The following is a 21,229-nucleotide window of genomic DNA, read 5'->3' on the forward strand; positions in this document are numbered from 1 at the left end:
CTGGCACTGGCGGTTGTTCACCCGCACAGGGTCTGGCGGCAAACCCTGTGCTCAGGCACAAAGACAATCCTGCCAAGGTTGGCCGAGACTCTCAGGGCGATCAACGTTACCCTTTGCATCGCAAAAAATCATAATAAAGAGAGAGCCGCTATGTCGCACAGCGCCGCAGCTACCCAGACCATCGACGACGATAAAAACGCCGTTTACAAACGCATCACCCTGCGTTTGATCCCCTTCATCTTCATCTGCTACTTGTTCAACTACCTCGACCGGGTCAACGTTGGATTCGCCAAACTGCAGATGCTCGACGCACTGAAATTCAGCGAAACCGTGTACGGCCTCGGTGCCGGCATCTTCTTCATCGGTTACGTGCTGTGCGGCGTACCAAGCAACCTGGCGTTGACCAGGTTCGGTCCTCGACGCTGGATTGCGTTGATGATGATTACCTGGGGCACACTGTCGACCTGCCTGTTGTTCGTCACCACCCCGACCGAGTTTTATACCCTGCGGCTGTTTACCGGTGCGGCCGAAGCCGGGTTCTTCCCGGGCGTCGTGCTGTATCTCTCGCAATGGTTCCCGACCTTCCGGCGTGGCCGGATCATGGCGCTGTTCATGTCGGCGATCCCGGTATCCGGTTTGCTCGGCAGCCCGTTCTCTGGCTGGATCCTCAATCACTTCGCCGCAGGCCAGGGCGGTCTGGCCGGCTGGCAGTGGATGTTCCTGCTGCAGGGCATTCCGACGGTGATCCTTGGCGCCCTCGCCTACTTCCTGCTGAGCGACAGCTTCGCCAATGCCAAGTGGCTGACCCCGCACGAGCGCGCGGTGCTTGAAGCGGATCAGGCCGAAGACCTGGCGAACAAGCCGAAAACCACTTCCGACTCGTTGATTGCCGTGTTCAAGAACCCGGCAATCTGGGCATTCGGCCTGATCTACTTCTGTATCCAGAGTGGCGTGTATGCGATCAACTTCTGGCTGCCGTCGATCATCAAGAACCTCGGCTTCAGCGATAACCTGGTGATCGGTTGGTTGAGCGCGATTCCGTATCTGCTGGCGGCGGTGTTCATGCTGGTCGTCGGTCGCTCGGCAGATCTGCGCAAAGAACGTCGCTGGCACTTGGTGGTGCCGATGCTGATGGGCGCGATCGGCCTGGTCATCGCGGTGAACTTCGCGGGCAACCCGGCGATTGCGATTCTCGGCCTGACCATTGCGACCATGGGCGCGCTGACCGGCCTGCCAATGTTCTGGCCAGTGCCGACCGCCATGTTGAGTGCCGGCGCTGCAGCCGGTGGTCTGGCATTGATCAACTCGATGGGGCAGATGGCCGGTTTCCTCAGCCCGTACCTGGTCGGTTGGGTCAAGGACAGCACCGGCTCGACCGATGCGGCGTTGTATCTGCTGGCGGGTGTGATTGTTGGCGGGAGTCTGTTGGCGCTGCGGATGACGCGGACGTTGCGGGCTTAATTACAAGAGCAGGATCAAAAGATCGCAGCCTTCGGCAGCTCCTTCCTTGGAATGTGTTCCTTGTAGGAGCTGCCGCAGGCTGCGATCTTTTTGCGTTTAAACGCCGCAACAATTCACTTTGCGCCCTGTTACACATCTGTTATTTGTTGAGGTTTCCCACCGACAAAAGGATTTCGGCATGAGCTATCGCACACTGGGGCATTCGGGGTTGCAGGTGTCTACCCTCACGCTCGGTACGATGATGTTCGGCGAGCAGACCAGTACCGAAGAGTCGTTGCGCATCATCGACAAGGCCTGGGATCAGGGCATCAACTTCATCGACACCGCCGACGTATACACCAACGGTCGTTCGGAAGAGATCGTCGGTGAAGCAATTGCCGGCAATCGGCATGAGTGGGTGCTGGCGACCAAGGTCGGGTTCGGCCCGGTGGACGGTGTGCCAAACCGCAGCGGCCTCAGCCGCAAGCATATCTTCAATGGTCTGGACGCCAGCCTGACCCGGTTGGGCACCGACTACCTCGACATCTATTACCTGCACCGCGAAGACCACAACACGCCATTGGAAGTGACCGTTTCGGCGATTGGCGATCTGATTCGCCAAGGCAAGATTCGCTATTGGGGCCTGTCGAACTATCGCGGCTGGCGGATTGCCGAGGTGATTCGTGTCGCCGACAAACTGGGCGTCGATCGGCCGGTGATCAGCCAGCCGTTGTACAACATCGTCAACCGTCAGGCCGAGACCGAGCAGATTACCGCCGCGCAAACCTACGGCCTCGGTGTGGTGCCTTACAGCCCGTTGGCCCGTGGCGTGCTCAGTGGCAAGTACGCGCCGGACGTGACACCGGATGCCAACAGCCGCGCCGGGCGTCAGGACAAACGCATTCTGGAAACCGAATGGCGCGTTGAGTCGTTGCGCATTGCCCAGCAGATTCATCAGTACGCCGAACAACGTGGCGTTGGCATGGTTGAATTTGCGATTGCCTGGGTGTTGAACAACAGCGCAGTGACGTCGGCGATTGTCGGGCCGCGTACGGAAGAACAGTGGGATGCGTACACCAAGGCGCAAGCGGTGAAGATCACAGCGGAAGATGAGGCGTTTATCGATTCGCTGGTGACACCGGGGCATGCATCGACACCGGGCTTCAACGATGTCAGTCATTTTGTGTCCGGCCGCAAAACCCACTCAGCCTGACGCCATCCATGTAGGAGCTGCCGCAGGCTGCGATCTTTTGATCTGTTTTTTTAAAATCAAAAGATCGCAGCCTGCGGCAGCTCCTACAATTGTGGGGATGTACGTGTGGGAAATAATGACCATCCGGCCAATATTCAGCACAAAAACCACGTATCCTTCGCGCCCCGTTTGATCACCCACCCGCGAGGACAGTTTGTCTAAAGGTATCGCTTTATCGGTTTCGGCCTCGGTGCTGTTTGCCGTCATGTATTACTACACCTCGCTGCTCACCCCATTGAGCGGCGTGGAAATTTTCGGCTGGCGGATGCTGCTGACGGTGCCGTGCATGACCGTGTTCATGTTGGTCTCTGGCGAGTGGCGACGGGTGCTGGAGCTGGTTCGGCTGATGGCCGCGAAGCCAAAACTGATCGCCGGGCTGATCGTCTCTTCCGCTCTGCTCGGTGTGCAGTTGTGGCTGTTCATGTGGGCACCGCTCAATGGCTATAGCCTCGATGTGTCGCTCGGCTACTTCCTGCTGCCGCTGGCCATGGTGCTGACCGGACGGATCGCCTACGGCGAAAGCCTGTCGTACCTGCAAAAAATCGCGGTGTTCTTCGCTTCGCTGGGTGTATTGAATGAGCTGTATCAGGTTGGCGGATTTTCCTGGGCGACACTGGTGGTCGTGGTCGGCTATCCGCTGTACTTCGTCCTGCGCAAATACCTGAAAACCGATCACCTCGGCGGGCTTTGGGTTGATATGACGCTGATGCTGCCAGTCGCGTATTGGTTCGTGCGTGGGGGTGAGCAAGGTTTGGGCGTGTTCGATCAATACCCGGGGTTGATGTGGCTGATCCCGCTACTGGGTTTGATCAGTGCCTCGGCACTGGTGGTGTACATCATTGCCAGCCGCCTGCTGCCGTTCAGTCTGTTTGGATTGTTGAGTTATGTTGAGCCGGTGCTGTTGCTCGGGGTGGCGCTGCTGCTCGGCGAGAGCATCAAGTCTGGCGAATGGCTGACTTATATTCCGATCTGGATGGCGGTTGTGGTGCTGGTCTTCGAAGGCTTCAAACACCTGATGCGCCAACGCCGTCCTTAAGCCAAACACAAAAAAATGTAGGAGTGAGCCTGCTCGCGATTGCGGTCATTCAGTCACCAGCATTGCCGGATCTGAAAACGCTATCGCGAGCAGGCTCACTCCTACAGTGTCTATCGGTGTAGCGGATTACTCGGTAGCGAGTACACCGCGACGCACCTGATCACGCTCGATCGATTCGAACAAGGCCTTGAAGTTGCCCTCGCCGAAACCATCGTCACCCTTGCGCTGAATGAACTCGAAGAACACCGGACCCATCAGGGTTTCCGAGAAGATCTGCAGCAGCAAGCGTTTGTCACCCTGCTCCGATGCGCCATCAAGCAGAATGCCCCGCGATTGCAGTTGATCGACCGGCTCGCCGTGGTTCGGCAGGCGGCCTTCGAGCATTTCGTAGTAGGTGTCCGGCGGCGCGGTCATGAAGCGCATGCCGATTTTCTTCAGTTGATCCCAGGTCTTGATCAGGTCGTCGGTGAGGAATGCAACGTGCTGGATGCCCTCGCCGTTGAACTGCATCAGGAACTCTTCGATCTGACCTGCGCCCTTGGACGATTCTTCGTTCAGCGGGATGCGGATCATGCCATCCGGCGCGGTCATCGCTTTCGAGGTCAGGCCGGTGTACTCGCCTTTGATGTCGAAGTAGCGGATTTCGCGGAAGTTGAACAGCTTCTCGTAGAAGTTCGCCCAGTAGGCCATGCGACCGCGATACACGTTGTGCGTCAGGTGATCGATGATTTTCAGACCAGCGCCAACCGGATTGCGATCAACGCCTTCGATGAACACGAAATCGATGTCATAGATCGAACTGCCTTCGCCGAAACGGTCGATCAGGTACAGCGGCGCGCCACCAATGCCTTTGATCGCTGGCAGGTTCAGCTCCATCGGGCCGGTTTCGATGTGGATCGGCTGAGCGCCGAGTTCCAGTGCGCGGTTATAGGCCTTTTGCGAATCCTTGACGCGGAACGCCATGCCGCAAACGGACGGGCCATGCTCGGCGGCGAAGTACGAAGCGACGCTGTTCGGTTCGTTGTTGAGGATCAGGTTGATCGCGCCCTGGCGGTACAGGTGCACGTTCTTTGAGCGGTGGGTGGCGACTTTGGTGAAGCCCATGATCTCGAAGATCGGCTCCAGGGTGCCCGGCACCGGCGATGCGAGCTCGATGAATTCAAAGCCCATCAGGCCCATTGGGTTTTCGTATAAATCTGTCATGGTGACGCCTCATCATTCTTATCAAATTAACCAGGGTTATTTGTCAGTCATGCGAGGTTGGTGGGTGGCGCGCAGGAGATGCCACGCACACTGCGGGCGAGGAAGTCACCGTAGATCAGTTGAAACCCGAATATCTTCATTGTCGACCCAAGGCTCTTGCGGGCGAGGCTTCTGCTGCCAGAAGACGATTATTATTGTATGCGTAACCCGATTCTACACAGCGTAAATAGGCTTGTCTGCTCTCTCTATAAAATCCGCTTTTTTGCCGACGGCGCAAGGGGTTTGTTGCACAGATAAATGCCCGCCAGGATCAACGCACCGCCCAGATACATGGCTAGCGTCAGATGCTCACCGAGCAGCAGCGCGCCCAGCAACACGGCAGTCAAAGGGCTCAAGGCGATAAACACCCCTGACCGCGTCGCGCCGATTTTGCGAATGCCGTCGTAGTAACCGATGTACGCCAGCGCCGAACCGAACACGCCTAAATAGACAAGACTCAACCACTGCGTCACGCCCAGGTCGAGCAACGCCGTCCAGCTCAGTTCGCCGCGCACCGCCGCCAGCGTCCACAGCATCAGCGTGCCGAGCAGGATCGAGTACGTCACGGTCTGCACCGGCCCGAGCGCCTGATTGAGACTGCGGGAAAACAACGAATACACGCCCCAGCCCAGCACGCAACCGAGGATCAGTACGTCACCGATCCAGGCGTCGGGCGTTGCTGCCAGCAGTTGTGGATTGCGGCTGACGATTACCGCGCCAGCACCGCCAATGCACGCGACGATGCCAATGACTTTCACGCGTGCCAGACGTTCTTTGAACAACAACCACGACGCGAGGCCGATCACCGCGGGATTCAACGCAACGATCAATGAAGCACGCGAGGCGTTGATGTACTGCAAGCCATAAAAGAAACACACGTTGTAGAAGAAAATCCCGAAGAACCCCAGCAATGCCAGTTGCAGCCATTGCCGTGGCGCAGGCCGTGCCAACGGAATTCGCGCCAGCCACAGAAATCCGAGCAACGCTGCGCTGGCAAGCAGGAAGCGCAGGCTGGCGGCGAACATCGGGCTGAGGCTACCAGCGAGAAAACGCCCGGCGACAAAAGTCCCGCCCCATACCATGGTGACTGCCGCCAACGTCAGATAGACCGGCATGTCGGTGGTTGTCGGTTGGGTTTGCTGAAGATTATGCATAAGGCTTGAATCCGGGTAACTGAAGGATGGCGTATGATCCATCTCATTCCTGTTCATCGTAAAATGAGTAAATACTCATGACTCTCACACAGCTGGAAATCTTCTCGCTGGTTGCCGAGCTGCGCGGATTTACCTTGGCCGCCCATCGTTTGGGCATTTCCCAGTCAGCGGTGTCGCACGCGCTGAAATCACTGGAGCAGGAACTGGGCGTCGAACTGCTGCGTCGGCATCAGTCACAAGTAGCGCTCAGCGATATCGGCGAACAGTTGTTGCTGCGTGCCCGGGCCATGCTGGGTCTGGCCAACACGTTGCGTCAGGAGGCTGCCGATGCCCGTGGCATGAAGCGCGGCACTTTACGCATCGGCTCATTCGGCCCGACTTCGTCGGTCAAGCTGTTGCCGGCGATTTTGCAGCGCTATCGCGTCGCCTATCCAGGCATCGAAGTGCATATGGATGAAGGACCGGATCGACAGGTGATCCAGTGGCTGGAAGAGCGGCGGATCGACATCGGTTTCGTGGTACTGCCTGAAGAGCGCTTCGACACCTTTGCCGTGATCGAGGACCAGATGGTTGCCCTGCTGCCGCTTGACCATCGCTTGGCGACGCGCTCGACGGTGAACCTCAGGGAGCTGTGCGACGACCCATTCGTGCTTACAGAAGCGGGATCTTCGGAGCTGGTGTCGCGACTGTTCAGCGCTGCTCGCTTGCAACCGAATATCCGTTTTCGCTGCTCGCAACTGCTCAGCACTCTCGACACGGTCAGTCGTGGCGATGCCATCACCGTCGTCGCTGAAAGCTCGCTACCGCAGGCGCAGAATCCACGGTATGTGAAAGTTGCGCTATCGCCGCAAGTCAAACGCCAGGTCGGCCTCGCCGTCCTTGATCAGCGCCAGGCCTCACCCGCCACACTGGCCTTTATCGAGTTGGCCACGCGGATAAATCATCCCTGAGCGGCGCAAGCGGCATCTGCCATCTATCCTCCCCGATGACTCAACTGTTTTTCAGCAGCGCGCCATTCTCCAGCCTGCATTCAAGAGTCCCCCTTCATCGCGACAGGATGCGCCCATGCCATTGACCGTCAGACCTCGCCGAAAACGCAGCACCCGCCTCGTAGTGACCCTGCTCAGCGGCCTGCTTCCAGTGGCGCTCGGCGGTGTGATTCTCTACATGCAGGCCGAGCGCACTTTGCAGCAGAGCACCCGGCAGACCGCCACCGAGGCGCTGCGCCAGTTCGAGTTGATGCTCGACAACACTGCGCAGGCGGCCAAAGACCTACTGCCACTGGCCGGAAAAACCTGCGAAGAGGTGAAACTGGCGTTGCGCGAGCAGGTCACTCGCCGACCGTTTGTACGCTCGACCAATCTGGTCTGGGACAACAATCTCTATTGCAGTTCGCTGTTCGGTGACTACAAGGAAGCGGTCAACTCCGGCGATTACCACGAGGGCAAGTTGTGGCTTATGAACGGCAACCCGGTGACGCCCGATACCGCGCTGCTGGTTTACCGCTTGGGTGAGGGTCGTGGCGGCGCATTGACCACGCTTGATGGTTATCACTTGAGCAACATTCTGCGCTTGATTGGCCGGCAAACCCTGTTGCTGCTGCAGGTCGGCGACAACTGGCTGTCCGCCGACGGCAAAGTGCACCAAGGCAGCCTTCCCGCGCTGCCGATTGCCCAAAGCATGCTGCAGTCGTCGCGCTATGCCTTCAGTGTCGCCGCCGGTTACCCGCAAGGCGAAACGTGGCGTTACATGGCGGACGAATATCCGCCGCTGTTCAGCTTGTTGATGTTCTTTGGAATAGTCTCCGGTGCGATTGGTCATGTCTTGCAAAAACGCTCGACGTCTCCCAGCCATGAAATGCTCCGTGCGCTGGAAGCTGGCGAGTTCATCCCCTACTTCCAGCCCGTCGTGCACGGCGACAGCAAAAAATGGTCTGGCGCAGAGGTGCTGATGCGATGGGATCATCCCAAAGAAGGCCTGGTACGCCCGGACCTGTTCATTCCGTTTGCCGAACACTCCGGATTGATCGTGCCGATGACCCGTTCGTTGATGCAGCAGACCGCAGCCGTACTGGGGCCGCTGTCATCAAGCTTCGCCACGCCCTTCCACCTCGGCATCAACATCACCGCAAGTCATTGTCGGGACCTGGAACTGGTTGACGAATGCCGCCAGTTTCTCGCAGCGTTCGCACCTGGCAGCATCAGCCTGATCCTGGAATTGACCGAGCGCGAACTGATTGAACCGACCGACATCACTCACCAACTGTTCGAACAGTTGCATACCTTGGGGGTGAAGATCGCCATCGACGATTTCGGTACCGGCCATTCCAGCCTTGGCTATTTGCGCAAGTTCAATGTCGATTTTCTCAAGATCGACCAGAGTTTCGTTGCCATGATCGGGATCGACGCGCTGTCACGGCATATTCTCGACACGATTATCGAACTCTCGGCCAAGCTTGATCTGGGGATTGTTGCCGAAGGTGTCGAAACTCAAGCGCAGGCGGACTACCTGACCGCGCACCAGGTCAACTTTCTGCAAGGCTATCTCTTCGGAAAACCAATGCCTGCCGCGGACTTCATCAGCGCATTAAGTCAACATTAACTTACTGGCGTTAAGCTTGACACGCCGATCGGGCGCACCAAATTGATACAAAAGACCGCTGTTGTTACATGAAGACAACATCAGGATTTACTCTGGACGCATTAACTACTACAATTTTTTCAACCTGAGCAAAAATTCGCAGGTGAGCCATTTATCACGGAGTCGTTTCAAGGCTCTTGGCTTATAGCTTTGTTTGCGGTTGGTATCAGCCAAACACACTATTGGAGTAAAGATATTGTCCAGACTCGCTGAATTTCGTGCAGCTGAAAAGGCCCTTCAGGAACAGCTCAAGCAGCTGGAATCGCTGAAGAACGATGCCGGGTTGAAGAAAGAAATCGAATTCGAAGAAAAGCTCCAGGGGCTGATGAAAACCTACGGCAAAGGCCTGAAAGACATCATCTCCATTCTCGATCCGAATCCGGCAAAATCCGCTCTGCAAACCTCGGCAGCACCGAAAACCCGCCGCGCACGCGTGGTCAAGGTTTATCACAACCCGCACACCGGTGAACTGATCGAGACCAAGGGTGGTAACCACCGCGGCCTGAAAGCCTGGAAAGAACAATACGGTGCCGCCACCGTTGATTCCTGGTTGCGCGGTTAATCTCACGCCAACAAAAAAAGCCCTGCTCTATGCAGGGCTTTTTTATTGACAATATCTAACAAATGAAATTAATTTCATCGAGCAAGTTAGGAATAGTCTGTAACGCTGCTGAGAAAAACCTTAAACGTTTCGCCGCGTGATGTTGCCATTCGCGGTCTACGTTTAACTTTGTGCTTAATCCGTTCGGGTATCTAGTCGAGTCACGCATAGAACAGATGACTAAAGTTTCAGGCTGTTTTTTACCGCCACTATTTCATCGGCACTTGCCTTATACACCTCGGCCTGTCCTGCGTAGGAAAGAACATAGGCCTTGTCCGCCTCGACTGCGGCGACCAGGGTTTGCGACAACACGTGTCGACCGTTTTCAGTGATCGTGCAAGTCGTCTCCAGCGCGGACAAAGAACCGAGCGTTGCCGGATGGATTTTGTTACAGACACTCTGGTAGCCGTCGTGAAAGAAACCCTTCTGGATGGACTTGCGCATTTCCAGCAGCACGCCCTCCAAGTTGACCTGATGGCCAGTCTCGACCTGCGTCATGGTCAACTCCATCACCATCACCTGATTGCCCTCGGCATCGTTCTTTACCGCCCGTTGCCGGGAAACCTGCGGCGACGCTTGCGGCAGCGCTTCAACCTCCCAGCCTGCAGGCCAGGTGACGTCCGGTGCATCCGCCAGCACGCAATTTGCGCCAAGAGACAAAGCGGAAAAAACAAACAGGGATTTGAACAGTCGGATCATTGCCAGGCGCACTCGCTAATTGAGCCGTAAAGTCTGAGCCTCGCTCACTTTCAGGGCAAGCCCGCCTTTCATTTGGCGATGCCGGCGGGCATGCGTATCATTGCGCCCATCACTCGCCCATAGTTATTGGAGGGCCCATGAGCCTGCACGAACTGAACACCTTTCCCGGCGTCACCGCCACACCAGACAGCGCAACCCAACACTTTGTCTTCAACCACACCATGTTGCGCGTGAAGGACATCACCAAATCCCTGGACTTCTATACTCGCGTGCTGGGTTTCTCGCTGGTCGAAAAACGTGACTTCGCCGAAGCCGAGTTCAGCCTGTACTTCCTCGCACTGGTCGACAAGGCGCAGATCCCGGCCGACGCCGCTGCACGTACCCAGTGGATGAAATCGATCCCGGGCATTCTCGAACTGACGCACAACCACGGCACCGAGAACGACGCGGACTTCGCTTATCACAACGGAAATACCGATCCACGTGGTTTTGGCCACATCTGCATTTCGGTACCGGATATCGTTGCTGCGTGCGCACGTTTTGAAGAGCTGGGCTGTGATTTCCAGAAGCGCCTGAGCGATGGCCGCATGAAAAGCCTGGCGTTCATCAAGGATCCGGATGGTTACTGGGTCGAGATCATTCAGCCTGCGCCGCTGTAAAAGCTGAAAAGCCCCTCAGCCTAACCCTCCCGAAACGTCGGACCGCCCATAGGGAGAGGGAGCTGATTGGGGGATATTCAAGAATTCCGCCGACGTGAAAGATCTTTACCGAATCCATAATCGACTCGGTCATTCAGGTCGATGGAAAACGCCAGACACCTCGGTCGGTGCCCTCTCCCTCGGGAGAGGGCTGGGGTGAGGGGCCAGATTTCACGCCCAATAAAAAACCCCATGATCACTCATGGGGTTTTTCATTCCAGGCCTGACGCTTACGCCGGAGCCGAAGTGCGGATCAAGTGATCAAAAGCACTCAACGAAGCCTTGGCGCCCTCACCCACCGCAATCACGATCTGCTTGTATGGCACAGTCGTCACGTCACCGGCAGCGAAGATCCCCGGGATCGAAGTCTCGCCACGGTTATCGACAATGATCTCGCCACGCGGCGACAGCTCGATAGTGCCCTTCAGCCAATCAGTGTTCGGCAGCAAACCGATCTGCACGAAAATCCCTTCCAGCTCGACCGTGCGCAGCTCATCAGTATTGCGATCCTTGTAGCGCAGGCCGTTGACCTTCTCGCCATTACCGGTGACTTCAGTGGTTTGCGCACTGGTGATCACGGTGACGTTCGGCAGGCTGTGCAGCTTACGTTGCAGCACGGCGTCAGCACGCAGCTGCACGTCGAACTCCAGCAGCGTTACGTGGGACACAATACCGGCCAGGTCGATGGCCGCTTCAACGCCGGAGTTACCGCCGCCGATCACCGCCACGCGCTTGCCTTTGAACAGCGGGCCATCGCAGTGCGGGCAGTACGCCACGCCTTTGTTGCGGTAATCCTGCTCGCCCGGCACGTTCATTTCACGCCAGCGCGCACCGGTCGCCAGGATCACGCTCTTGGCTTTGAGGGTTGCGCCGCTGGCGAAGCGCACTTCATGCAATTCGCCGTTCTTGCCAGGGATCAGCTTGTCGGCGCGCTGCAGGTTCATGATGTCGACGTCGTATTGCTTGACGTGTTCTTCCAGCGCCGTGGCCAGTTTCGGCCCTTCGGTTTCCTGCACGGAAATGAAGTTCTCGATGGCCATGGTGTCCAGCACCTGACCGCCGAAACGCTCAGCTGCCACCCCGGTGCGGATGCCTTTACGGGCGGCATAGATCGCTGCCGAAGCACCGGCGGGGCCACCGCCGACGACCAATACGTCAAAGGCTTCTTTCGCGCTGATTTTCTCGGCCTGACGCTCGATGGCGCCGGTGTCGAGTTTGGCGAGAATTTCTTCCAGACCCATGCGGCCCTGACCGAAGTTTTCACCATTGAGGTAGATGCTCGGCACAGCCATGATCTTGCGATCATTGACTTCGTCCTGGAACAGCGCGCCATCGATGGCGACGTGGCGGATGTTCGGGTTGAGCACGGCCATCAGGTTCAGCGCCTGGACCACGTCCGGGCAGTTCTGGCAGGACAGCGAGAAGTAAGTCTCGAAGCTGAACTGGCCTTTGAGCGAACGGATCTGCTCGATCACTTCAACACTGGCTTTCGAAGGGTGGCCGCCGACTTGCAGCAAGGCCAGTACCAGCGAAGTGAATTCGTGGCCCATCGGGATGCCGGCGAAACGCAGACTGATGTCGGCGCCCGGGCGGTTGATCGAGAACGATGGCTTGCGCGCGTCGTCACCGCTGTCGATCAAGGTAATCTGGCTCGAAAGACTGGCAACGTCTTTCAGCAGTTCGAGCATTTCACGGGATTTCGCACCGTCGTCGAGGGAAGCAACGATCTCGATCGGCTGGGTGACCCGTTCCAGGTACGATTTCAACTGGGCTTTAAGATTGGCGTCCAACATACGGGCGATTTCCTTTATTTGAGGCGAAAAAAAGCCCGAGCGAATCTCGCCCGGGCATTTTTATTGGGCGGTGCAGCGTACTTAAGAAGGTGCGGCGTACCGCCCTGAGTTGCGTGTCACAGACTTAGATCTTGCCGACCAGGTCCAGGGACGGTGCCAGAGTGGCCTCGCCTTCTTTCCACTTGGCTGGGCAAACTTCGCCTGGGTGAGCAGCAACGTACTGAGCAGCCTTGATCTTCCGCAGCAGCTCGGAAGCGTCGCGGCCAACGCCGCCATCGTTCAGTTCAACGATTTTGATCTGGCCTTCAGGGTTGATCACGAAGGTGCCACGGTCAGCCAGGCCAACTTCTTCGATCAGTACGTCGAAGTTGCGGGAGATGGCGTGGGTCGGATCGCCGATCATGGTGTATTCGATTTTGCCGATGGCTGGCGAAGTGTTGTGCCAGGCAGCGTGGGCAAAGTGGGTGTCGGTGGAAACGCTGTAGATCTCTACGCCCAGTTTCTGGAAAGCAGCGTAGTTGTCAGCCAGGTCTTCCAGCTCGGTTGGGCAAACGAAGGTGAAGTCGGCTGGGTAGAAGAACACGACCGACCACTTGCCTTTCAGGTCAGCGTCCGAGACTTGAACGAAGTCGCCGTTTTTGAACGCGGTAGCTTTGAACGGTTTTACTTGGCTGTTGATGATAGGCATTGATGACTCTCCGTCAGTGGTTGTGAATTCGATGGGTGAATCCTACCCACTCACTCGACGGATGGCTCATTGGCAAACCTGATGCTGCTGATTTGTTTTCGCTATTAGCTGACTGTATTAATAGAAGAAAACGATATCTACGACGAAGCCGGGTTATCCGTAATCCGAGCCATCCCCTGGAATGGGCTGGCTTCAACATAGCGCATCGCGGACTTCATGTCCTTCCAGCCCACGTAACTCATCAGGGATTTCAGATCCCAGCCGCTTTGATGGGCCCAAGTTGCGAAGCCTCGACGCAGGGAATGGCTGGTGTAGTTTTCGGCAGCAATGCCGGCGCGCTGCAAAGCCTGACGCAGCAGAGGAATGATGCTGTTGGCATGCAGACCTTCTTCGTTGAGATTGCCCCAGCGGTCGATGCTGCGAAAAACCGGGCCACGCACCAGCGCGGCTTCGGTGATCCAGTCGATGTAAGCCTGCACCGGGCAGAGCTTGAGCAGCGCCGGGGCTTGATAGGTCTGGCCGAGATTTTCCCGATCGCCCTTGCTGCGTGGAAGGTACAAGGTGATGCCTTTGCCGGCGTGTGCCTGCACGTGCTCGATTTGCAAGCGACACAGTTCATCGCTGCGGAAGCCGCGCCAGAATCCCAGCAGAATCAGTGCGCGATCACGATAAGCCTTGAGCAGTAACGGCCGATCCTGCTGCTCTCTCGCCGTTTGCGCCTCGTGCTCCAGCCAATCGATGACGCGCTGCAGATCCTGCAGCTGCAACGGCTCGGCCTGTTTCTCCTGCGCCGGATGCAATGCCCGGATGCCTTTGAAGACTTTGCGCACCACCGGCGCTTTGGTCGGATCGGCAAAGCCCTGACTGTTATGCCATTGCGCCAGCGCTGACAGACGCAGCTTCAACGTATTGATCGACAGCTCGCCGGCGTGAGCCACCAGATATCGCGCCACGCTGTCAGCCGTGGCCGGCAGAAACCCGCCCCACTTCACTTCAAAATGTTCAATGGCTGCGCGATAGCTGCGGCGGGTGTTATCGCGCGTGGCGGCTTGCAGATAGCGATCCAGATCGCTCATGGGCTGTTTTCTCGCTGGCGTACTGAGACTGGGATGCAGAAACGCATTTTGCCGCCTGACACTGGGTAATACCAGTATATCCCGCGTCTTTTTTATCAAAGGTTTACCTTTATTTTCTGGATGGTACACTGCGTACTTTAGTGGCATGTACCACAGTACGTAACCGTAGGAGTTCACATGGCCCGTGGCGGCATTACCAAAGCACTGGTGCAGATCGCGCGCACAGCGATCCTCGCCCGTGGCGAACACCCGAGCATCGATGCAGTACGCATTGAAATGGGCAACACCGGCTCGAAAACCACGATCCATCGTTACCTGAAAGAGCTGGACGACGGCGCACAGCCCGTTGAAGCGTCGTCAGAGCCCATCGATGATGAGTTGAGCGCCCTCGTCTCGCGCCTCGCCCAACGCCTCAAAGAACAGGCGCAAGAGCCTATCGAGCAGGCCCGCGAGCAGTTCGAGGAGCAGCGCGAGGCGCTGGAGTCGGAGCTTAAACAGACCCGCCAGGCTCTGGAAAAGCTCGAGCAAGAACACGACATTCAAGGCGCAGCGCTGGAGCGCGAGTCCGAAGCGCTTGGCAACACGCGCTCAATGCTGCAAACCGAACAGACCCGCAACGCGGGCCTGAATCAGGCGCTGGCCGATTTTGAGTTGCGCCTGCAAGACAAGGACGAGCAGATCCGCTCGCTGGAAGAAAAACACCTGCACGCCCGTGACGCACTGGAGCACTACCGCAACGCCACCAAAGAACAGCGCGAGCAGGAACAGAGCCGTCACGAAGCACAAGTGCAGCAGATTCAGGCCGAACTGCGTCAGGCGCAGCAAAGTGCGCTGATCCGTCAGGACGAGATCACGCAACTGCACCGCGACAACGAACGCCTGCTCACGGAAAACCGTGGCACGCAGCGTGAGCTGAGCCTGATGCAGGATCAGCTCAAACAGAGCAATCAGCGTCAGGATCAACTGCTGGAGCAAGCGGCCCGCGTTGACAGCGAACGCACCCTCCTCCAGGAACGCCTGCGCGTTGCGACACTGGAAAGCCAGGCACTCAAACAGAGCGTCGAGGAGCAGACACTGCTCAACCAGTCATTGGAAAAGGAATTGAATAAGGCTCAGACGAGCCTGGAGGAAAGCCAGCGCCTGGCAGCTACCGTTGCAGCAGCGCCAGACACCAGCAAAGCGAAAGACGCTTAAGCGCCGACCGGCGTACGCATGGTGACAAACTCTTCGGCGGCCGTCGGGTGCACCCCGATCGTGTCGTCGAAGTCGCGTTTGGTTGCGCCAGCCTTCAGCGCAATCGCCAGACCCTGCACGATCTCGCCTGCGTCCGGACCGACCATATGGCAGCCGAGGACTTTGTCGGTCTTGCCATCGACCACCAGCTTCATCAGGGTTTTCTCCTGGCACTCGGTCAGGGTCAGCTTCATCGGTCGGAAACGGCTTTCAAAGATCACCACATCGTGGCCCGCCTCGCGCGCTTCTTCCTCGGTCAAACCGACCGTGCCGATGTTCGGCAGGCTGAACACCGCCGTCGGGATCATCTTGTAATCCACCGGACGGTATTGCTCAGGTTTGAACAGACGACGCGCCACGGCCATGCCTTCAGCCAATGCCACTGGCGTCAGTTGCACACGACCAATGACATCGCCCAGCGCCAGAATCGATGGCTCGCTGGTCTGGTACTGCTCGTCGACTTTGATGAAGCCTTTGTCGGTGAGCTGCACATCGGTGTTTTCCAGGCCAAGATTGTCCAGCATCGGACGCCGGCCGGTTGCATAGAAAATGCAATCCGCTTCCAGCTCACGACCATCTTTAAGCGTGGCTTTCAAACTACCGTCAGCCTGCTTGTCGATACGCGCGATGTCAGCATTGAATTGCAGATCCAGACCACGCTTGGTCAGCTCTTCCTGCAAATGCTTGCGTACCGAACCGTCGAAACCGCGCAGGAACAGATCGCCGCGATACAACAGCGTAGTGTTTGCGCCGAGGCCATGGAAAATCCCGGCGAACTCAACGGCGATGTAACCGCCGCCAACCACCAACACACGCTTTGGCAGCTCCTTGAGGAAGAACGCCTCATTGGAACCGATCGCATGCTCGCGCCCCGGAATCTCCGGAATCTGCGGCCAGCCACCGGTCGCGATCAGAATGTTTTTCGCGGTGTAGCGCTGGCCGTTCACTTCAACCTCGTGCGGGCCAACGATCTTCGCGTGCGCCTCGTGCAGGGTCACACCGCTGTTGACCAGAAGATTGCGATAAATTCCGTTGAGGCGATTGATCTCGCGATCCTTGTTGGCGATCAGGGTCGCCCAGTCGAAATTCGCCTCACCCAGACTCCAGCCAAAACCGGATGCCTGCTCAAAGTCTTCGGCGAAATGCGCGCCGTACACCAGCAGCTTTTTCGGCACGCAGCCAACGTTGACACAGGTCCCGCCCAGATAACGGCTCTCCGCCACCGCCACTTTCGCACCGAACCCGGCCGCAAAACGCGCAGCGCGCACACCGCCGGAACCGGCACCAATCACATAAAGGTCAAAATCGTAGGCCATTTCTATCTCCTCGGCAGGGGATCAGCATACCTGCAGATGCTCGTTGGGCAAGCACTGCCAATCATATGGGGCGCAAAATGAAAAAACCCGCCGAAGCGGGTTTTTCTTACAGACAAATCAAGCGCTCTTAGTAAGCCTTGCCAGTCTTGTAGAAGTTCTCGAAGCAGAAGTTGGTCGCTTCGATGTAGCCTTCAGCACCACCGCAGTCGAAACGCTTGCCTTTGAACTTGTAGGCCATGACGCAGCCGTTCTGGGCTTGTTTCATCAGCGCATCGGTGATCTGGATTTCGCCGCCCTTGCCTGGCTCGGTTTGTTCGATCAGGTCGAAGATGTCCGGGGTCAGGATGTAACGACCGATGATTGCCAGGTTCGACGGCGCGTCTTCCGGCTTTGGCTTCTCGACCATGCTGTGCACGCGATAGATGTCGTCGCGGATCATTTCGCCAGCGATAACGCCGTACTTGCTGGTTTCCTGCGGATCGACTTCCTGGATGGCGATGATCGAGCAGCGGAACTGCTTGTACAGCTTGACCATCTGGGTCAGTACGCCGTCGCCGTCGAGGTTGACGCACAGGTCGTCCGCCAGGACCACGGCGAACGGTTCGTCACCGATCAGCGGGCGACCGGTCAGGATCGCGTGGCCCAGACCTTTCATTTCGGTCTGACGGGTGTAGGAGAACGAGCACTCGTCGAGCAGTTTGCGGATACCGACCAGATATTTCTCTTTGTCGGTGCCTTTGATCTGGTTTTCCAACTCGTAGCTGATGTCGAAGTGGTCTTCCAGAGCGCGCTTGCCACGACCGGTGACGATGGAGATTTCCGTCAGGCCAGCATCCAGAGCTTCTTCAACGCCGTACTGGATCAGTGGCTTGTTTACCACCGGCAGCATTTCTTTGGGCATGGCTTTAGTCGCTGGCAGGAAGCGAGTACCGTAACCGGCTGCTGGGAACAAGCATTTCTTGATCATATAAGTCCTTGAAAAGGCTGTGTGTACGAGTTTCGGCGCAGTCTAATCAGGCGGCGTGCACCTTACAATGCCCCGCACTGGCTAACCGATGCCATCATAGAGAAATATTCTCGCCGATAGTTCCGTTGACGTCTTCAGGCAGCGAACTCAGCTTAGCCCAAAGATGCCGATTAACTCGACCACCATACGCGCATCGCCCCCAATGCGAGCATTTGCCGGTATCATGGCGCCTTTGAACCAGCGAACGAGACAGATAGATGGCCGCGGTAAAAATCGTCAACGGGTATGTGATCGACAAGAAGGACGGCAAGTGGACGCTGACCACGACCAACGGCGAACACATCGCCGGTCCCTTCGACAGCGAGCAGATGGCGACTGATGTGGCGTCGGTGTTCACCGACACGCCTGCATCGGCAAAGCGTCGTGGCAAAGATCAGGACTGATCGACTGCAACATGCCCCAAGCCCTGCCCTTGCGCAGGGCTTTTTTGTACCCGCGTGCAAACAAGTGGCCAATCGCTATAACCTTTTCACACCGGCGCTGTCAGAGCGTCTAGACCCCCATGCTGAAGACGACATAACCATGAATATGAACAGATTGCTGCCCCTTCTTGCGGTATTGACGCTGAGCGGCTGCGCCACGTCCGAAACCACGTATCTGAATAATGGCGAACAGGGCCTGTCCATCGATTGCTCCGGCGAGGCCAACTCCTGGGCCACCTGCTACGAAAAAGCGGATGCTTCATGCGCGGGCACCGGTTATCGCATCGTTGGCACTGACGGCACGCCTCAACCCAAGGAAAGCGACAAGACCTTGGGTGTCGACGTCGGCAACTACAAAAACCGCAGCGTGGTGGTGGTCTGCAAGTGAGCCTTACATGTGAATTTCGGCGAACTTGATCCCGAGGCCGCGCACCACTTCGATCAAATCGTCGAGCCGGCCGAAAGATTCGACCTCATCGTTGTCATCCACCAGGAAATAACTGCGCCCGGCGCTTTTCTTGAAAAACACGATCCACTCGCCCGGATTCGCCGGGTTCTGGATAACATGGGTGGCAGAGATCAGGCCCTCTGCGTGGCGTTCCCGTACTTGCTCTCGCTTCATCGCGACTCCAGAAATGAAAATGCCGTCACAGCAAGACTGCGACGGCATTGGTGCTGATGACTGTCAGTCTATCAGCCGGAAATACACGCATTGGCCGCCTTTTGCACGTCGCGGGGACGTACCGGCACATTCGACATGCGTTCATGCAATTTGATGCTGCTGCCGCCGGAGCGGTCTTCGATATCAAATACGGCGGCAGGGCCTGAGGACAATTTCCCCGGAACGATCACTTGAACGCCATCCTTGTGCGGTTGCACCTGCAATGCGCCACGACTGTCCGCGAGTTTTTCTGCCAGGCACTGGGCATATTCATGGGGCTTCTTGCCGGAGATCACGCTCATGGTCGGCAATGTTTCATTGATTTCGGAAACATTCGCACAACCAGCCATAGCCAAAACCAACGGCACACACACCACACCCCACTTCATACAAAACCTCCGTTAAAGACCGTCCGACAGCACAAATGCCGTTTTTCTCCGGGGCCTTCTGCATTTAACCCGCATCCGACTGCGAATATCTGTTCAAAATTGTCAAACCAACGCCCGACGGCCAGATAATAACCCGTGCGGGCTGATAAACTGCGCTCATCGACAAGCTATCGTTTTGATTTTGTAGAAAAAGCCCTTCTGGAGGCGCCCATGAAATTTATTCACCAGCGCGAGCACCTCAATGAAGACGACATCGTCGTCATCCAATGCTCGCAAATGTGCAACATCCGTCTGATGAACGACGCCAACTTCCGTAGCTTCAAAAACGGCGGTCGTCATACCTATCACGGCGGCGCCTTTGACACCTTCCCGGCCCGAATCACAGCGCCGAGCACCGGTTTCTGGAACATTACCATCGACACCGTCAACCGTCGGCCGATCAGCGTCACCCGCAAACCGACCCTGACCCACTCGATCAAGATCATCCGCCGCTCCAGCACCAAACTCAGCTGAAACGCTCTGCCCAAACAAGGAAAGCATGACCGTGGCCCAAACGACCAAGTACGTCATTAAATACAAACTCAACGGTGAACGCCGTTTTGAGTTCGCTCAGTTGGAAAACGGCACTGAAGAGGAAGCCAAGGCTGAACTGGACAAGCTTCATGACCAGGAAGACTTGATCAGCGACATCGCCGTCAGCAAAGCGCTGTAAGCATCGACAGGAATTTCACCGCAAGCGGTGGAGTGTTCTGCGGCAGGGCCCTGCCTGGACTGACGTTCTTCGGCCATGAGTCAAGGAGTCAGCATGTCGATGTCATCTTCCCGACAGGAATCGCTCGACAGGGCAAGCCTTGTGCAGCGACTGGATCAGGGCGGCGGTGCGATCCTCCGTTCGCTGCTGCAGACCGAACCGTTTTGCGCGCAGGTGATCATGGCCCGCCACGGTTTCGGTCGTGGCGAGTACACATACTTGCGCTGCCCCTGCCAACACCAGTAGCACGGCTGTCTTGCGCACTGCCCTCGCGTTTCGGGTGACCGTACGTCACGGTGTCATTCGCCTGCACAGTGGAAACGGCATACCCTAGGTATCACCTTCACGACGCGTCATGACCTTCATGCAACCGAGCAATTTCGATTTGTTCGCCGACCACGAACCCGAACAGCATCCACGCGCCGAACAAATTGGCGAACAGTCATGGCTGCTTCGCGGTTTTGCCCTGCCGGTCATCGATCAACTGCTGAAGGCGCTGGACGGGATTCTACTTGCGGCCCCTTTGCGGCACATGCTTACGCCCGGCGGCTTCAGCATGTCGGTGGGCACCAGCAGTTGCGGAGCATTGGGCTGGATCACCGATCGCAGCGGTTATCGCTATTCCAGCGCCGATCCGCTCAGCGGCTTGCCATGGCCGGCGATGCCAGCGGTGTTTGCCGATCTGGCATATTCGGCGGCAGCGCGAGCGGGGTTTGCAGATTTCACGGCAGATTCCTGCCTGATCAACCAATATGTTCCCGGCGCCAAGATGTCATTGCATCAGGACAAAGACGAAAAATCCTACGCGGCACCGATTGTTTCGCTGTCACTCGGGTTACCGGCAATGTTTCTGTTCGGTGGTTTCAATCGCAGTGACAAAAGCCAACGGATCGCGCTGTTGCATGGCGACATGGTGATCTGGGGCGGCGTTGATCGGCTGCGCTTTCATGGCGTCTTGCCGATCAAGCACGGTCACCATTCACGTCTGGGTGAACAACGGATCAACCTGACCTTTCGCGTAGCGGGCGAAACAGCCAAAATTTGACCGCAAGGCCCGGAGTGTTGCGCTTGCTGGCTCTGGTTAACCTGAATCAAACAGGTCAACGGATCA

At 57.1% G+C, this 21,229-nt stretch carries 25 protein-coding genes; 14 read left to right on the forward strand and 11 right to left on the reverse strand.

Annotated elements, in window-relative coordinates; genetic code table 11:
• Nucleotides 1-150: 150 nt before the first annotated feature.
• Together CQ009_RS12870 and CQ009_RS12875 are read left to right on the forward strand one after the other, a co-directional pair.
• Nucleotides 151-1,461, forward strand: a complete 1,311-nt coding sequence (locus CQ009_RS12870; protein ID WP_105706629.1) for an MFS transporter — start codon at nucleotides 151-153, stop codon at nucleotides 1,459-1,461.
• Between the two features lie 178 nt (nucleotides 1,462-1,639).
• Nucleotides 1,640-2,653 carry an aldo/keto reductase gene (locus CQ009_RS12875; RefSeq protein ID WP_105706632.1) on the forward strand — a complete coding sequence of 338 codons (1,014 nt, stop codon included), beginning with the start codon at nucleotides 1,640-1,642 and terminating at the stop codon, nucleotides 2,651-2,653.
• Here the strand turns inward: CQ009_RS12875 and CQ009_RS30055 are convergent.
• Complete coding sequence (locus CQ009_RS30055) at nucleotides 2,645-2,899, reverse strand: hypothetical protein (RefSeq protein WP_177430979.1); 255 nt, start codon at nucleotides 2,897-2,899, stop codon at nucleotides 2,645-2,647. The genes CQ009_RS12875 and CQ009_RS30055 overlap by 9 nt on opposite strands.
• On the opposite strand from CQ009_RS30055, the gene rarD reads away from it, so the two are divergent.
• Nucleotides 2,847-3,728 (forward strand): EamA family transporter RarD, encoded by an 882-nt coding sequence (gene rarD / locus CQ009_RS12885; protein WP_064390214.1) that lies wholly within the window; start codon nucleotides 2,847-2,849, stop codon nucleotides 3,726-3,728. The two genes, CQ009_RS30055 and rarD, sit on opposite strands and share 53 nt — an antisense overlap.
• Before the next feature lie 126 nt (nucleotides 3,729-3,854).
• On the opposite strand, the gene hppD is transcribed toward rarD, so the two are convergent.
• Together hppD and CQ009_RS12895 are read right to left on the reverse strand one after the other, a co-directional pair.
• The gene (hppD, locus tag CQ009_RS12890) at nucleotides 3,855-4,931 is read right to left on the reverse strand and encodes a 4-hydroxyphenylpyruvate dioxygenase (RefSeq protein ID WP_016984437.1); all 1,077 of its coding nucleotides are present in this window, start codon (nucleotides 4,929-4,931) and stop codon (nucleotides 3,855-3,857) included.
• Nucleotides 4,932-5,176: 245 nt separating this feature from the next.
• A complete protein-coding gene (locus tag CQ009_RS12895; protein ID WP_105706635.1) occupies nucleotides 5,177-6,124 on the reverse strand; it encodes a DMT family transporter in 948 nt (315 codons plus the stop codon).
• Between the two features lie 77 nt (nucleotides 6,125-6,201).
• Between CQ009_RS12895 and CQ009_RS12900 the strand changes: the two genes are divergently transcribed.
• The 3 genes from CQ009_RS12900 to CQ009_RS12910 all read left to right on the forward strand — a co-directional run bounded on the left by CQ009_RS12900 (nucleotide 6,202) and on the right by CQ009_RS12910 (nucleotide 9,326).
• Nucleotides 6,202-7,074, forward strand: coding sequence for a LysR family transcriptional regulator (locus CQ009_RS12900; protein ID WP_105706637.1), 873 nt, complete (start codon nucleotides 6,202-6,204; stop codon nucleotides 7,072-7,074).
• 115 nt (nucleotides 7,075-7,189) lie between these two features.
• Nucleotides 7,190-8,725 (forward strand): EAL domain-containing protein, encoded by a 1,536-nt coding sequence (locus CQ009_RS12905; RefSeq protein WP_105706639.1) that lies wholly within the window; start codon nucleotides 7,190-7,192, stop codon nucleotides 8,723-8,725.
• Nucleotides 8,726-8,960: 235 nt separating this feature from the next.
• Nucleotides 8,961-9,326 (forward strand): histone-like nucleoid-structuring protein, MvaT/MvaU family, encoded by a 366-nt coding sequence (locus tag CQ009_RS12910; protein WP_105706642.1) that lies wholly within the window; start codon nucleotides 8,961-8,963, stop codon nucleotides 9,324-9,326.
• 219 nt (nucleotides 9,327-9,545) lie between these two features.
• Here the strand turns inward: CQ009_RS12910 and CQ009_RS12915 are convergent, their stop codons facing one another.
• Entirely contained in the window at nucleotides 9,546-10,064 is a 519-nt protein-coding gene (locus tag CQ009_RS12915; RefSeq protein ID WP_105706643.1) for a DUF4946 domain-containing protein, read from the reverse strand.
• A gap of 137 nt (nucleotides 10,065-10,201) precedes the next feature.
• Here CQ009_RS12915 and gloA point away from each other — a divergent pair, with 137 nt between their 5' ends.
• Nucleotides 10,202-10,723, forward strand: a complete 522-nt coding sequence (gloA, locus tag CQ009_RS12920; RefSeq protein ID WP_064390220.1) for a lactoylglutathione lyase — start codon at nucleotides 10,202-10,204, stop codon at nucleotides 10,721-10,723.
• 269 nt (nucleotides 10,724-10,992) lie between these two features.
• On the opposite strand, the gene ahpF is transcribed toward gloA, so the two are convergent.
• The 3 genes from ahpF to CQ009_RS12935 all read right to left on the reverse strand — a co-directional run bounded on the left by ahpF (nucleotide 10,993) and on the right by CQ009_RS12935 (nucleotide 14,319).
• Nucleotides 10,993-12,555, reverse strand: coding sequence for an alkyl hydroperoxide reductase subunit F (gene ahpF, locus CQ009_RS12925; RefSeq protein WP_064390221.1), 1,563 nt, complete (start codon nucleotides 12,553-12,555; stop codon nucleotides 10,993-10,995).
• A 124-nt stretch (nucleotides 12,556-12,679) separates the two neighbouring features.
• Complete coding sequence (gene ahpC, locus CQ009_RS12930) at nucleotides 12,680-13,243, reverse strand: alkyl hydroperoxide reductase subunit C (protein ID WP_007912224.1); 564 nt, start codon at nucleotides 13,241-13,243, stop codon at nucleotides 12,680-12,682.
• A gap of 137 nt (nucleotides 13,244-13,380) precedes the next feature.
• Entirely contained in the window at nucleotides 13,381-14,319 is a 939-nt protein-coding gene (locus CQ009_RS12935; protein WP_064390222.1) for a site-specific integrase, read from the reverse strand.
• Between the two features lie 177 nt (nucleotides 14,320-14,496).
• Here CQ009_RS12935 and CQ009_RS12940 point away from each other — a divergent pair, with 177 nt between their 5' ends.
• The gene (locus tag CQ009_RS12940; protein WP_105706645.1) at nucleotides 14,497-15,513 is read left to right on the forward strand and encodes a DNA-binding protein; all 1,017 of its coding nucleotides are present in this window, start codon (nucleotides 14,497-14,499) and stop codon (nucleotides 15,511-15,513) included.
• Here CQ009_RS12940 and gorA read toward each other — a convergent pair.
• Nucleotides 15,510-16,868, reverse strand: a complete 1,359-nt coding sequence (gorA, locus tag CQ009_RS12945) for a glutathione-disulfide reductase (protein ID WP_105706646.1) — start codon at nucleotides 16,866-16,868, stop codon at nucleotides 15,510-15,512. The two genes, CQ009_RS12940 and gorA, sit on opposite strands and share 4 nt — an antisense overlap.
• Before the next feature lie 127 nt (nucleotides 16,869-16,995).
• On the reverse strand, nucleotides 16,996-17,835 hold the full coding sequence (gene galU / locus CQ009_RS12950) for a UTP--glucose-1-phosphate uridylyltransferase GalU (protein WP_053120371.1): 840 nt from the start codon (nucleotides 17,833-17,835) through the stop codon (nucleotides 16,996-16,998).
• A gap of 257 nt (nucleotides 17,836-18,092) precedes the next feature.
• On the opposite strand from galU, the gene CQ009_RS12955 reads away from it, so the two are divergent.
• Nucleotides 18,093-18,278, forward strand: coding sequence for a hypothetical protein (locus CQ009_RS12955; protein ID WP_008082671.1), 186 nt, complete (start codon nucleotides 18,093-18,095; stop codon nucleotides 18,276-18,278).
• A 145-nt stretch (nucleotides 18,279-18,423) separates the two neighbouring features.
• Nucleotides 18,424-18,705, forward strand: coding sequence for a hypothetical protein (locus tag CQ009_RS12960; protein WP_064390225.1), 282 nt, complete (start codon nucleotides 18,424-18,426; stop codon nucleotides 18,703-18,705).
• Between the two features lie 3 nt (nucleotides 18,706-18,708).
• On the opposite strand, the gene CQ009_RS12965 is transcribed toward CQ009_RS12960, so the two are convergent.
• Both CQ009_RS12965 and CQ009_RS12970 read right to left on the reverse strand, forming a co-directional pair.
• The gene (locus tag CQ009_RS12965) at nucleotides 18,709-18,939 is read right to left on the reverse strand and encodes a hypothetical protein (protein WP_064390226.1); all 231 of its coding nucleotides are present in this window, start codon (nucleotides 18,937-18,939) and stop codon (nucleotides 18,709-18,711) included.
• Nucleotides 18,940-19,010: 71 nt separating this feature from the next.
• Nucleotides 19,011-19,367, reverse strand: coding sequence for a hypothetical protein (locus CQ009_RS12970; protein WP_064390227.1), 357 nt, complete (start codon nucleotides 19,365-19,367; stop codon nucleotides 19,011-19,013).
• Between the two features lie 210 nt (nucleotides 19,368-19,577).
• On the opposite strand from CQ009_RS12970, the gene CQ009_RS12975 reads away from it, so the two are divergent.
• The 4 genes from CQ009_RS12975 to alkB all read left to right on the forward strand — a co-directional run bounded on the left by CQ009_RS12975 (nucleotide 19,578) and on the right by alkB (nucleotide 21,163).
• Nucleotides 19,578-19,880, forward strand: a complete 303-nt coding sequence (locus tag CQ009_RS12975; protein ID WP_016984992.1) for a DUF1883 domain-containing protein — start codon at nucleotides 19,578-19,580, stop codon at nucleotides 19,878-19,880.
• A 25-nt stretch (nucleotides 19,881-19,905) separates the two neighbouring features.
• The gene (locus tag CQ009_RS30060) at nucleotides 19,906-20,079 is read left to right on the forward strand and encodes a hypothetical protein (protein ID WP_163024135.1); all 174 of its coding nucleotides are present in this window, start codon (nucleotides 19,906-19,908) and stop codon (nucleotides 20,077-20,079) included.
• A 93-nt stretch (nucleotides 20,080-20,172) separates the two neighbouring features.
• Nucleotides 20,173-20,364: a hypothetical protein gene (locus tag CQ009_RS12980; RefSeq protein WP_241088787.1), complete on the forward strand. Its 192-nt coding sequence runs from the start codon at nucleotides 20,173-20,175 to the stop codon at nucleotides 20,362-20,364.
• 118 nt (nucleotides 20,365-20,482) lie between these two features.
• Nucleotides 20,483-21,163: a DNA oxidative demethylase AlkB gene (alkB, locus tag CQ009_RS12985; protein ID WP_105706845.1), complete on the forward strand. Its 681-nt coding sequence runs from the start codon at nucleotides 20,483-20,485 to the stop codon at nucleotides 21,161-21,163.
• Nucleotides 21,164-21,229: the final 66 nt, after the last annotated feature.

The sequence above is a fragment of the Pseudomonas sp. MYb2 genome (assembly GCF_002979955.1).
Taxonomy (GTDB): Bacteria; Pseudomonadota; Gammaproteobacteria; order Pseudomonadales; family Pseudomonadaceae; genus Aquipseudomonas.